12 protein-coding genes are annotated in these 12730 nt (G+C 62.1%); 4 read left to right on the top strand and 8 right to left on the bottom strand.

Annotation, left to right across the window (positions count from 1 at the left end):
• Nucleotides 1–4 precede the first annotated feature (4 nt).
• Nucleotides 5–1375 carry a 30S ribosomal protein S12 methylthiotransferase RimO gene (gene rimO, locus ACFFUC_RS00130; RefSeq protein ID WP_377682403.1) on the top strand — a complete coding sequence of 457 codons (1371 nt, stop codon included), beginning with the start codon at nt 5–7 and terminating at the stop codon, nt 1373–1375.
• A 74-nt stretch (nt 1376–1449) separates the two neighbouring features.
• On the opposite strand, the gene ACFFUC_RS00125 is transcribed toward rimO, so the two are convergent.
• Complete coding sequence (locus ACFFUC_RS00125) at nt 1450–2328, bottom strand: hypothetical protein (protein ID WP_377682401.1); 879 nt, start codon at nt 2326–2328, stop codon at nt 1450–1452.
• Between the two features lie 201 nt (nt 2329–2529).
• Between ACFFUC_RS00125 and ACFFUC_RS00120 the strand changes: the two genes are divergently transcribed.
• Both ACFFUC_RS00120 and ettA read left to right on the top strand, forming a co-directional pair.
• Nucleotides 2530–3387, top strand: a complete 858-nt coding sequence (locus ACFFUC_RS00120) for a sulfotransferase family protein (protein ID WP_377682399.1) — start codon at nt 2530–2532, stop codon at nt 3385–3387.
• Between the two features lie 128 nt (nt 3388–3515).
• Nucleotides 3516–5171: an energy-dependent translational throttle protein EttA gene (gene ettA, locus ACFFUC_RS00115; protein WP_377682397.1), complete on the top strand. Its 1656-nt coding sequence runs from the start codon at nt 3516–3518 to the stop codon at nt 5169–5171.
• Nucleotides 5172–5898: 727 nt separating this feature from the next.
• On the opposite strand, the gene ACFFUC_RS00110 is transcribed toward ettA, so the two are convergent.
• Nucleotides 5899–6159, bottom strand: coding sequence for a hypothetical protein (locus ACFFUC_RS00110; RefSeq protein WP_377682394.1), 261 nt, complete (start codon nt 6157–6159; stop codon nt 5899–5901).
• A 107-nt stretch (nt 6160–6266) separates the two neighbouring features.
• On the opposite strand from ACFFUC_RS00110, the gene ACFFUC_RS00105 reads away from it, so the two are divergent.
• On the top strand, nt 6267–7187 hold the full coding sequence (locus ACFFUC_RS00105; RefSeq protein ID WP_377682392.1) for a LysR substrate-binding domain-containing protein: 921 nt from the start codon (nt 6267–6269) through the stop codon (nt 7185–7187).
• Here the strand turns inward: ACFFUC_RS00105 and ACFFUC_RS00100 are convergent.
• From ACFFUC_RS00100 to ACFFUC_RS00075, 6 genes are all read right to left on the bottom strand, one after another.
• Complete coding sequence (locus ACFFUC_RS00100) at nt 7159–7986, bottom strand: alpha/beta fold hydrolase (protein ID WP_377682390.1); 828 nt, start codon at nt 7984–7986, stop codon at nt 7159–7161. The genes ACFFUC_RS00105 and ACFFUC_RS00100 overlap by 29 nt on opposite strands.
• Nucleotides 7986–8774, bottom strand: a complete 789-nt coding sequence (locus ACFFUC_RS00095) for an enoyl-ACP reductase FabI (protein WP_377682388.1) — start codon at nt 8772–8774, stop codon at nt 7986–7988. The genes ACFFUC_RS00100 and ACFFUC_RS00095 overlap by 1 nt, the downstream gene beginning before the upstream one ends.
• A gap of 19 nt (nt 8775–8793) precedes the next feature.
• Nucleotides 8794–10023, bottom strand: coding sequence for a beta-ketoacyl-ACP synthase I (gene fabB, locus ACFFUC_RS00090; protein WP_377682386.1), 1230 nt, complete (start codon nt 10021–10023; stop codon nt 8794–8796).
• Between the two features lie 23 nt (nt 10024–10046).
• A complete protein-coding gene (gene fabA / locus ACFFUC_RS00085) occupies nt 10047–10556 on the bottom strand; it encodes a bifunctional 3-hydroxydecanoyl-ACP dehydratase/trans-2-decenoyl-ACP isomerase (RefSeq protein WP_377682384.1) in 510 nt (169 codons plus the stop codon).
• Nucleotides 10557–10773: 217 nt separating this feature from the next.
• On the bottom strand, nt 10774–11688 hold the full coding sequence (locus ACFFUC_RS00080; protein WP_377682382.1) for a glycosyltransferase family protein: 915 nt from the start codon (nt 11686–11688) through the stop codon (nt 10774–10776).
• On the bottom strand, nt 11685–12422 hold the full coding sequence (locus ACFFUC_RS00075; protein ID WP_377682380.1) for a hypothetical protein: 738 nt from the start codon (nt 12420–12422) through the stop codon (nt 11685–11687). The genes ACFFUC_RS00080 and ACFFUC_RS00075 overlap by 4 nt, the downstream gene beginning before the upstream one ends.
• Nucleotides 12423–12730: the final 308 nt, after the last annotated feature.

The following is a 12730-nucleotide window of genomic DNA, read 5'->3' as shown; positions in this document are numbered from 1 at the left end:
GAATATGAGCGCCAATCCCAATCCTCCGAATCTCCGTCCCGATCTAGCCAATGCCGCCATCCCCGATGTGCGGCGCGAGGGTCAGCCGACTATCGGCATGGTCTCGCTGGGTTGCCCGAAAGCCCTTGTCGACAGCGAGCGCATCCTGACGCGCCTTCGCGCCGAGGGCTATGCGATCAGCGCCGATTACAAAGGCGCCGAAGCCGTGATCGTGAACACCTGCGGCTTCCTCGACAGCGCGAAGGCCGAAAGCCTCGAAGCGATTGGCGAAGCTCTGGCCGAGAACGGCAAGGTCATCGTCACGGGCTGTCTGGGCGCAGAGCCCGAGTTCATCACGGGCGCGCATCCTTCGGTTCTGGCGGTCACCGGACCCCAGCAATACGAGCAGGTTCTGGACGCCGTTCACGGTGCCGTGCCGCCCGCGCCCGATCCGTTCATCGACCTGCTGCCGGCCACGAGCGTGTCGCTGACGCCGCGCCATTACAGCTATCTCAAGATTTCCGAGGGCTGCAACCACGCCTGCAAATTCTGCATCATCCCCGATATGCGCGGCAAGCTGGTCAGCCGTCCGGCCCATGCCGTCGTACGCGAGGCCGAAAAGCTGGTGCAGGCGGGCGTCAAGGAATTGCTGGTCATCTCGCAAGACACCTCGGCTTACGGGCTCGACCTGAAATACGCCGAGGATCGCGGCCACCGCGCCCATATCACCGATCTCGCCCGCGATCTGGGTAGCCTCGGCGCCTGGGTGCGTCTGCACTACGTCTATCCCTATCCGCATGTGCGCGATCTGGTGCCGCTGATGGCCGACGGGCTGATCCTGCCCTATCTGGACATCCCCTTCCAGCACGCGCATCGCGACGTGCTCAAGCGCATGGCGCGGCCTGCGGCTTCGGCGAAAACGCTGGATGAAATCGCCGCATGGCGCGATAACTGCCCCGATATCACCCTGCGTTCGACCTTCATCGTCGGCTATCCGGGCGAGACCGACGAAGAATTCCAATATCTGCTCGACTGGCTCGACGAGGCGCAGCTCGACCGCGTGGGATGTTTCCAATACGAAAACGTCAAAGGCGCGCGCGCGAACCTGCTGCCCGACCATGTTCCGGCCGAGGTGAAGCAGGAGCGTTTCGAGCGTTTCATGGAAAAGGCGCAGGCGATTTCCGAAGCGAAACTGGCCGCGAAAGTCGGCTCGCGCATCGAGGTTATCGTCGACAGCGTTGACGACGAAGGCGCGACCTGCCGCACCAAGGCCGATGCGCCCGAGATCGACGGCAACCTGTTCATCGACGAGGGTTTCGAGCATCTGACCCCCGGCGATATCGTCGAGGTCACGGTGGACGAAGCCGGCGAATACGATCTCTGGGGCAAGCTTTAAGCCAATCCCAGAACCCGGAAACGAAAAGGCCGCACCCCGAAAGGTGCGGCCTTTCTTTTGGCTCTGTGCCCCGCCTATTGGCAGGAGGCGAGAAGGCGCGTGATCTCGGCCGCCTGACGGCGGAAGTTGGTCATGTTGCGGTCGAAAGCCGCCTTGACCAAGGCGCGGCTGTTTTGGTTGCTGGTATAGGTCTCGAGGCGGCGGTCGAAGACACCCTCGACCTCGCGGTTGTAGCTCGCGATCGAGCGGCTCAGCTGGGCGACGGCGCCGACCCTTTGCGCGGTCACGTTGCCGCCGGCCGTGCCTTTGTCGAGCGTATCCGCCGCACGCTGGATCACTTGGGCCACGCTGTCGACGCTGGCTTCGGCAAGGCGGGCATTGCGCGCATCGGTCGATTGGGCGCCGGTGATATTGTCGATATTGCTCCAGCCGGTCAGGCCGATATCCGCGGTCCCTTTGGCAAAAGCCCCGCCCGCGCCGCGCGGCGACACATGGGTCAGGGCGCGGCCCATCATGGTGCGCGCGGTGTCCTTGGTCGAGAGCTCCTGCCCGAAGAGGTATTTGCTCGAAAGCGCGCCTGCGACATCGCTGCCCGTCTGGCCGATATCGGCTACAACGCGGGCGCGATCGCCCGCAGGTCCGGCGGCGATCTGCAGCAGGCTTGCCGCCATATCAAGGCTCGCCATCGAGGTTTTGTGGATGAAATCCACCACCAGCCAGCCGCGACCTTTCCAGTTTTCCGTGTTCAGATCCGACAGGGTCCGGCGGTATTCATTCTCCGCCGCGGCGATCAGCCGGTTGATGTTGTCGAGCTGCATGCGCGAATTGGTGCACATCTGGTTCGGCATGATGCGGTGCTGGCGCTCCGCCTGCGAGATGGTCAGGTGGTTCTTGTGGGCTTCGGCACTGTAGGGATTGGCGGTGGTGCCTCTTTGCGGGGCGGAACTCGTCATGAAACACTCCTGTCGGCGGCGCGGTTCAAATCAAACAGCTCAAATCGGGAAGCGCCGCGAATGCAGGCAATTTAGACATTTTTGTCGACTTCTGTCCACACGCCAAGGCCTGCGGCATCGGGCTTTTGACAGAGTTCGCCCTTTCGCCAAGCCGGTCTTTTGCCTAGACAGTTTGTCAGAAAGTCTTTGATCGGGGTCGGTATGAAGTGGGATAGCGAGGGCAAGCCGAAAAAGCCGGCGATCATCGGCATCGGCGCGCAAAAGGCCGGCACCACCTGGCTAAGCCAGATGCTGGGCCAGCACCCAAAGGTCTGGAGCTCTCCCTTCAAGGAGGTCCAGTTCTTCAACTACCTCTATATCGAAGAGCATCGCAAATGGCTGCCGTGGCATTTCCGCATGAGCCGGACCAGCATCGAAAAGCGCCATGCCGCGCGCGGTCAGGATGTCCCCGCCGAGGTCCAGGCCTATCTCGAGCGGATTACCCGCGGCAAAATGTTCACCAACCAATGGTATAAGCAGGTCTTCGCCCCCGCGCCCGAAGGCATGTTGCCGATGGATGTGACGCCCGAATATTCGACCCTGCCCGAAGAAGGCGTCGAATTCGTCACGAGATTCCTGCCCCATGCCAAATTCATCTATCTGGTGCGCCATCCGGTCGATCGCGCGATCTCCCAGCTCAAGATGAACATCACGCGTGCCAAGCGCAAACCCGCGACGCTGGCGGACTGGATGACCGAGATCGAGGATCCGGTCCTGCTCGACCGCGGCAATTACGTCGAATTCATGCCGCGCTGGAACGCCAAGCTCGGTCCGCAGCGGCTGCTCTACCTGCCCTTCGGCGCGATCAGCCGCACGCCGCTCGACGTTATGCGCAGGGTCGAGAGCTTTCTGGGGCTGCCGCCGCATGAATACAACAACCTGCGCGACAAGGTCTTTGCCGGCAATGCGCAGCTTTCGGTCCCCGACGAGGCCCGCGCCGCTTTGCGGGCCAAGCTCGAACCGCAGTTCGAATTTCTCGAAGCGGCCTTCGACAAAAGCTTCAACGATCTGTTGCGCTAAGGCGTGGCAGGGGCGCCTTTCGGGCGTGCTTTCCTCATGCTTCGGGCGGGCTTGTACTGCGGCCCGCCTTTCCCTTTGGGCCGCTATGGCCTAAATAACGGTCCACATTTGTCACAAGAGGATGGGTCATGGCCTCATACCAGTTTGTTTACTATATGGACGGGGTGTCCAAGGCCTATGCCGGCGGCAAAAAGGTCTTTGAAAACATCCGTCTGAACTTCCTTCCGGGGGTGAAGATCGGCGTGGTCGGCGTCAACGGCGCCGGTAAATCGTCGCTGCTGCGCATCATGGCGGGCATCGACAAGGACTTCACCGGCGAAGCTTGGGCCGCGAAAGGCGCGACCGTCGGCTATCTGCCGCAGGAGCCGCAGCTTGATCCAGCGCTGAACGTGCGCGGCAACGTCATGGAAGGCGTCAAGGCCAAGCAGGCCAAGCTCGACCGCTACAACGAGCTGGCGATGAACTACTCGGACGAGACCGCCGAGGAAATGGCCAAGCTGCAGGACGAGATCGACGCCGAGAACCTCTGGGATCTCGACAGCCAGATCGACGTCGCGATGGAAGCGCTCCGCTGCCCGCCCGACGACGCCGATGTCGAAAGCCTGTCGGGCGGTGAACGCCGCCGCGTCGCGCTTTGCAAGCTGCTGCTCGAGCAACCCGACATGCTGCTGCTCGACGAACCGACCAACCACCTCGATGCCGAAACCATCGCCTGGCTGCAAAAGCACCTGATCGAATATCCCGGCACGATCCTGACGGTCACCCACGACCGTTACTTCCTCGACGAGATCACCAGCTGGATCCTCGAGCTCGATCGCGGTCGCGGCATCCCCTACGAGGGCAACTATTCGGCTTGGCTCGAGCAGAAGGCGAAACGCCTCGAGCAGGAAGCCCGCGAGGACAAGGCCAAGCAAAAGACCCTCGAGCGCGAGCTTGAGTGGATCCGCGCCGGCGCGAAAGCCCGTCAGGCCAAGCAGAAAGCGCGTATCAACGCCTATAACGAGCTCGCCGGCCAGTCCGAGCGCGAGAAGCTGGCGCGTGCCCAGATCATCATCCCGAACGGCGAACGTCTGGGCAACAAGGTGATCGAGGTCGAGGGCCTGAAAAAGGCGATGGGCGACAAGCTTCTGATCGAAGACCTGACCTTCAGCCTGCCGCCGGGCGGCATCGTCGGTGTCATCGGCCCGAACGGCGCCGGTAAATCGACGCTCTTCAAGATGCTGACCGGCAACGAGGAACCCGATGCCGGTACCGTCAGCTATGGCGATACCGTGCAGCTGTCCTATGTCGACCAGTCGCGCGACGCGCTTGATCCCAACAAAACCGTCTGGGAAGAGATCTCGGGCGGGGCGGAACTGATCGAGCTGGGTGACGCGCAGGTCAACAGTCGGGCTTATTGCTCGTCCTTCAACTTCAAGGGCGGCGACCAGCAGAAGAAAGTCGGCGTCCTCTCGGGCGGCGAGCGCAACCGCGTCCATATGGCGAAGCTGCTCAAAGCGGGCGGAAACGTCCTGCTGCTCGACGAACCGACCAACGACCTCGACGTGGAAACGCTGCAGGCGCTGGAAGCCGCGCTGGAAGATTTCGCCGGCTGCGCGGTCATCATCTCGCACGACCGCTTCTTCCTCGACCGCCTGTGTACCCATATCCTGGCCTTCGAGGGCGATGCCCATGTCGAATGGTTCGAGGGCAACTTCGAGGCCTACGAGGCCGACAAGGTCCGTCGCCTCGGCGCCGACTCGATCGAACCCAAGCGGGTCAAATATAAAAAATTCACGCGCTAAGCGGCGTTTGAATTGAATGAAGCGGGGCGGGGGTAACACCTCGCCCCTTTTCTTTGATCTGGATCAAGTTTTGAAAATTAATCGATCAAGATAATGTTATTGATTTGGCCGGATATGACAAATTCATGACGGGAAGATAACGTTTCATTGCGTTCACAATGCAAAAAGCCGCCCCGTTTTATGGGCGGCTGTAGTGGTTCTTATGCGGGATCGATCTAAATAATTCCGATCGGACGGCAGATCATTCACCGCCCGATCGGAGTCTTAACTGGTTAACAAGAAAGCGATTAACGAAACATTATGCTCTGTACACGAGCACCAATAATTAACTTTCATGACCAAGTACACCTGACTAAATCGTAGCAAAAGGTCATTTATGCTGACCCATTTGTCTGCCACTTAGGTTTGGGTCGTTCCCTTATATTTATGCGTATTCCGGGAGTTATTCGGGTAACGCGAACGGCTTGCATATTAAATGATCATAAAATATCGGTGTTAATAATGTATTGCCCATACATGCTGGCGGAGTGCCGATTTGGAGCATAACCTTTGTCAGGTTGGACTTTTTAGTCTAATCGAACGATTTTTTTGTTTCTGTTTCGCCGTCCAGAACGGTTTATTCTTTCGGTTAAATATTCTTGAAGTTCGTTTCGGGGAATCGAATGAAAGCCGATTAATGCATCCGGTTTAACAGCCTGATGAAATGATTGGCTTTCATTCTTCTGTCTTAGCGAAAGAACGGGCCAAAACTGCTCGGTATGCAGCGATTGGCGGTATCGTCCAGCCTGCGTCCGCCCGAACGCTCTCCACGGGCGAGGCGGATGCCGCCGTCGAGACCGAGGTCGTGGCGCAGGTTTTCGGGAATCGCGTGCAACGATTCGCGCGACAGCTTCCCGGCCTTCCGGCTCCGCCATTGCAGGAGCCATTGCACCAGCCGCGAGGCCGTGCGGTGGTCGTGGTTGCAGGCAGCTTTGGTGAGTGCGGTCATGGCGGGGCTCCTCGAGGGCTCTAAGGCCGTTGATCTGGGCTGCGACCATGCTAGCTTCCGCCTCGGGTGACCAACCAATCCTCGGATGCGACACATAAGGAGAGCTTATGGAAATGCCCCCGCTGGCGGCGATTCGCGTCTTCGAATCGGCTGCAAGACATCTCAGCTTCACCCGTGCCGCCGTCGAGCTCGGCATGACGCAGGCCGGTGTCAGCTATCAGATCAAGATCCTCGAGGAGCGCTTGGGGGGCGCGCTGTTCCAACGCCTGCCGCGCGAGCTGAAGCTGACCCGTTTGGGCGCGCGGCTCGCGGGGCCGACCAACGAAGCTTTCGAGCTTTTGCGCACGACCTATACGCCGCCCGAGGGCAGGCGGGGGACATTGGCGATCTCGTCGATGATCAGCCTTGCGGGAAACTGGCTCTCGCAGAGGCTTGGGCATTTCCAGATGGCCCATCCACAGTTGGCGGTACGGCTGGAAAGCTCGGACAGCATCGTCGATTTCATGCATGACGATATCGATGTGGCGATCAGGACCGGCGATGGCGACTGGCCCAGCCTCACCTCCGATTTCGTGATGCCCTATACATTCGCGCCGCTTTTGTCGCCCCGACTGATGGAGAGCATCGATCTGCGCCACCCCGAGGATCTGCTGAAGTTGCCGATTCTCGATCCGCAAGATCCCAATTGGGCGTGCTGGATGGCGGATGCGGGGGTGGCCTTCGATCCAGTCGCGCAGAAGGCATGGCCGGCCTTGGGCGCGCAGGTCAACGAGGCACGGGTGGCGCTGGCGGGGCGGGGGGTGGCGTTGCTGACGCCACGCTTCTTCCGTTTCGAGCTGGCGACCGGAGCGCTGGTGCAGCCCTTCCCGCATGTCGGCAAGGCGCGCAAATCGGTCTGGCTGGTCTATCCGAGCTGGTCGCGCAATCGTCCGGCCATCCGCGACTTCCGGCAATTCCTGCTCGACGAGGTTGCGCGCGAAGATGCCGAAATGGCCGCGTTCAGCGCATCAACGCGAACCACTCCCTGAGTGCGGCGAGCGATTCGGGCTCGTCGAGGAAGGGAATATGGGCGCGGTCGGGGATCTCGGCAAAGATCATGTCGGGACGGCGGCGGCGCATCTCGGCGGCGGTTTCGCGCGAGAGCAGATCCGAATTCGCCCCGCGCAGCAGCGCGAGCGGCAAGTCTCGGGTCGCGTCGAAGATGGGCCATGCGTCGATCACGGGGCCGGACATCGCCTCGATGAAGGCCTCGCGCAGCGCCGGATCATAGGTGATTTTCATGCCGCCCGGCGTCTGGTGGTAATGCAGCCGCGCCTCGGAAAGCCAGCGGCCCGGCGCGACATTGGCGAAACCGGCCATGACTTTGGGCATTTTGGCGGCGATATCCTCGGGGGATTTGCCGACCGGATTGCGGCCGATATAGTCGAAAATCTTGTCGAGGCCCGCCTTTTCCAGCACAGGCCCGACATCATTGAGGCAAAGTCCCGTCATGCGGTCCTTGGCAACGGCGGCCAGATACATTCCGATCAAACCGCCGCGCGAGGTCCCGAGGATCGCGGCTTTCGCGACGCCCAGATGGTCGAGCAGCGCGAGCGCATCCGCGCCTTCCTGCGCAACGCTATAGCTGGCCGCACCCGTCCAGTCCGACTCTCCGCGCCCGCGGTAATCGGGGCGGATCAGCCGGATGCCGGTCAGATGCGGCGCAAGATAGTCGAAATCCCGACCCGTGCGGGTCAGGCCGGAAAGCGCCAGTACCGGCAGCCCGTCACCCTCGTCGCGATAAGCGAGGCGGGCTCCGTCGGCTGCGCGGTAAAAGCGCGCCTCCATCAGAGGTTTTCCGACTGCGGCATGCCCAGAACGTGGTAGCCGCCATCGACAAGGATCGTCTCGCCGGTGGTGCAGGCGCCCCAATCCGAGCAAAGCCAGACCGCCGTGCCGCCGATCGCTTCCAGCGTGGCATTGGCGCGCAAGGGCGCGTTTGCCTCGGTGTGGCGATAGGTCTTGCGCGCGCCGCCGATCGCGGCACCGGCAAGGGTTTTCATCGGGCCGGGGCTGATCGCATTGACGCGGATCCCCTCGGGGCCGAGATCATTCGCCAGATAGCGGACCGAGGATTCCAGCGCCGCTTTCGCGACCCCCATGACGTTGTAGTAAGGCGTCACGCGGTTCGAGCCGGCATAGGTCAGCGTGATGATCGATCCGCCCTCGTTCATCAGCGCATGGGCGCGCCGCGCCACGTCGATCAGCGAGAAGCACGAGATCGTCAGCGAGGTTTTGAAATTCTCGCGCGTGGTGTTGATGAAACGGCCGGTCAGCTCGTTCTTGTCGGAAAACGCGATGGCATGGACGAGAATGTCGAACTTGCCCCAGCGCTTCTCGATCTCGGCGAAGCCCGCATCCAGCGAGGCGTCGTCCTGAACATCGAGGTCCAACAGGAAGTCGGACCCCAATGATTTCGCCAGCGGCTCGACACGCTTGCCGAAAGCATCGCCCTGATAGGAGAAAGCCAGCTCGGCACCTGCCTCGTGCAGGGCCTTGGCGATTCCCCAAGCGATCGAGCGATCATTCGCGACACCCATGACAAGCGCGCGTTTACCTTTCAGCAATTCGGTCATTGCCCAACCTTCTTCCAGATCAATCTTTATAGACAGACATCGCAAGGGTGGCATTGGTTCCACCGAAGCCGAAGCTATTCGACAAGACTGTGTCAAAATCGACATTGTCGATGCGTTCCAGCGCGATCTCGTCGGGATGGATACGGGGGTCCAGCTCGACGATATTGGCCGATGCCGCGATGAAGCGGTTCTGCATCATCAGCAGCGAATAGATCGCCTCGTGAACGCCGGTCGCACCAAGCGAATGGCCGGTCAGCGATTTGGTCGAAGCGATTTTCGGCATATTGCCTTCGCCGAAGACGCGGCGCGCGGCCTCGATCTCGCCGACATCGCCGACGGGGGTCGAGGTGCCGTGCGCGTTGATGTAGTTGACCTTGCGACCCTCGCCGATGGTCGAAAGCGCCAGACGCATCGAGCGCTCGCCGCCTTCGCCCGAGGGGGCAACCATGTCGTAGCCGTCCGAAGTCGCGCCGTAGCCGGTGACTTCGGCATAGATTTTGGCACCGCGCGCCAGCGCATGGCCCAGCTCTTCGAGCACGACCACACCGCCGCCGCCCGCGATGACGAAACCGTCGCGGCTGACGTCATAGGGACGCGAGGCGGTTTCGGGCGTGTCGTTGTATTTCGACGACATCGCGCCCATCGCGTCGAACAGGCACGACAGCGTCCAGTCGAGTTCCTCGCCGCCGCCGGCAAAGACGATATCCTGCTTGCCCAGCTGGATCTGTTCGACGCCGTTGCCGATGCAATGCGCCGAGGTCGAGCAGGCCGAGGTGATCGAATAGTTCACGCCCTTGATCTTGAACGGCGTCGCAAGGCAGGCCGAATTGGTCGAGGACATGCCGCGCGTGACCATGAACGGCCCCATCTTTTTCGGCGCGCCCTTTTCCAGCGTGATCTTATGGGCCTCGAACAGGTTCGAGGTCGACGGACCGCCCGAGCCCATGATCAGGCCGGTGCGCTCGTTCGAGACGTCTTTCTCCTCGAGGCCGGAATCGGCGATCGCCTGCTCCATGGCGATGAAGTTATAGGCCGCGCCCGGACCCATGAAGCGCAGGTTACGCTTGTCGATATGCTCCTCGACATTGATCTTGGGCATGCCGTGAACCTGGCTGCGGAAACCCAGTTCCGCATAGCCCGGAGCGGTCGAGAGACCCGATTTCCCCAGCCGCAAGCTCTCGGTGACCTCGGAGGCGTTGTTGCCGATGGGCGAGACGATCCCCAGCCCGGTAATGACCACGCGACGCATGGTGTCCTCCTTCATCTGAAAGGTCAGTTTGCCGAAAGGGCGACCTTCATGTCTTTGACTTCATAGATGGTCTCGCCATCCGCTTCGACACGGCCGTCCGCCACGCCCATGGTCAGGCGGCGCGTCTGGATCGCTTTGGTGAAATCCACGAAATAGGTCAGTTTCTTGCGGTCGGGGCGGACCATGCCGGTCAGCTTGACCTCGCCCACGCCGAGCGCATAGCCGCGACCCAGCCAGCCGCGCCAGCCGAGGTTGAAGCCCGTCAGCTGCCACAGCCCGTCAAGGCCGAGACAGCCCGGCATGATCGGGTTGTTGAGGAAGTGGCACTCGAAGAACCACAGATCCGGGTTGATATCGAATTCGGCAACGACATGGCCTTTGCCATGCAGGCCGGCATCGCCCGAAATATCGGTGATGCGGTCCATCATCAGCATCGGCGGCAGGGGAAGCTGCGCATTACCGGGCCCGAAAAGTTCCCCACGCGCGCAGGCGAGCAGGTCTTCCTTGTCGAAACTGGTCCGGGTCATTGTCATATTTTGCCTGCCTGTTGTGCTGGGCGGGAGCTATGCCCCCAGGTCATGAATGACGTTCCGTCTATCATCGTGCAGGACTAGCGTGCAAGTCTGACGACGGCGTTACCATAGTCCGAAAGGGCGCCGCTCCGAAGCGGTTTGGGCCTTTGCCCCCTGCAAAAGTCGCATCTTCCGCCCGATCGGGGGCCATGCTTGCCCCCGCGTCAGTGTGTAGCGCTCAGAACCACTGGCCAGGCTCCATCAGCCCCAAATCCATCAACTGCTGGGCATTCCAGCGGAACGGCACCGAGTTGCGCCAGTTGAAATCGCGGATTTCGGCCCGCGAGCCGGGGTTTTGGGCCAGCGCCTTGGCCACGCGGAACGAGGTGATCGTCGCGGTCAGATTATGGTGCCACGGGCAGGAATAAGTGTTGTATTCCTCGATGTCGAACCGGTGGTCGGCCTGAAGTTTCAGTCCTTTGGTGGAGCGGAACAGCGCGATCCGGTCGATGCGGCGGCGATCGGCGGGCAGATGTTCCTCGAAACGCCAGCGCAGCCCGCCGAAGAAGTCGAGCTGGCGCTCGTGGAAGCCGCCCTCGCGATTCCGGCGGCCGAGCGCGTAATAGCCGGTCTGGTCGAAGCGCGCTTCGGACAGGCTGACCGCATCGGGGAAGCGCGCCAGATCGGGGGCATAGAGATCGACCACATAGGTCAGCATGGCACGGCGGCGTTCCTCGGCGTGGAAGGCCAGCATCTCGCCGACCGAGCGCGATTCCGAGAAGGGGAAGAACAGGAATTCGCTGTTGTAGCAGTAGTAAAGCCAGGTCCCCTCGGGCACGGCGTCGATCACCATGTTCACCGCATCGACATGGGCCTGATGATGGCGGGTGTTGAACTGGAGGTTGACGACGCGGCTGTCGGGACGGGGCGCGGCCCCGTCGCTTGCCGCCGGATGCGCCGCGAGCGGCAGCATCGCCTCGGGCAGGGGGTTCGACGAGAGCGCAATGATCTGGCGAAAGCCCAGCTTGAGGTGATGCGACAGCGTTGTGGCAATCGCGGCATCATCCTCGATCAGGATCACGGCGATCGGGCCTTTGGCCTTCTTCAAACCGTTGTTCGCAATAAAGGTCTTGAGGTCGCGAAAGCCGCTCATTTCAGGATGGCCCGCACCTGATTGAGCGCGGCCTTGAACAGGTCGGGGTTGGACGAGGCGCTGTCGAGCAGCGATTTCAGCGTGGTTTTCTGGTCGTCGCCGATGGTCGAAGCATCGATCAGCGCCGCAACGCGGGCCTTGTCGTAGCCTTCGGGGGTCAGAAGGCGGGCGATCTCGGCCCCGTCGGCGGCGGCTTGCGAGGCGGCGGAGCCTGCTTCGGCGGCAGCGGAGGCGGCCTCCTGGGTCGCTTCGGCTGCGACGCCTGCGGCCGCTGCGGGATCGGCGCTGGAGGTGGCCTCGACAGCGGCATTGGCAGCGCGGTCGGCGGCCTCGATCGCGGTTTCGGCAGCAGCCTCGGCCTCTTGCGCGGCAGGGCTGGTCGGCGCGGCCTCGACCGCTTCGGCCGCGGCATCGGTCGCGGTCGCTGCCGCATCGGCGGCCGCATCGGCGGCATTGCCTGCGGCATCGGCCGCAGCTTCATCCGTCACGACGGGAGCGGCTGCCGGAGCGGCGGGAACCTCGGGCGTGGTGGCTACGGGGGCTGCCGGAGCGGGTTCCGGTTCGGCGGGCGTTTCTGCCGGCGCTGCAGCTGCGGGTGCCTCGGGGGCGGTCGGAGTGCCGCCGGTCAGCGCCTCGATTTGCGAGGTGACGCGCGAAAGATCTCCGCCCGACCACAGCCAGACGCCACCGCCGGCAAGAACAAGGATCACGACAAGCGACAGGATACGCGCCATTGAGGGACTCCGGCATGAGGCCGCGGCAAAGCGGCGAAGGTGGCAGAAAATGCTTGGCCCCTCTATGACATGCCCGACGGGGTGCGGGAAGTGCGTGGGACGGCCCATCGGGACTTTTCGCGCAGAGCAAGGACGCGGCAGGGCAGGGGCCGTGCGCCCGCAAGCGGCAAAAAGCCGTGCGGTTTCCGCCAATCTCTTGAGGAAGATAAGGGTTTTTCCGGTCTTTGCGCCGGTTTCGCGGGGAGTCGGGACTTTTCCCGCCGGTCCTTCGCGAGATGCGGAGGGCGCAACCGGAGCCGCCCCGCATG

It is taken from the genome of Paracoccus cavernae (assembly GCF_042430175.1).
Taxonomy (GTDB): Bacteria; Pseudomonadota; Alphaproteobacteria; order Rhodobacterales; family Rhodobacteraceae; genus Paracoccus; species Paracoccus cavernae.
This window is presented reverse-complemented; position numbering and strand designations above follow the sequence as displayed.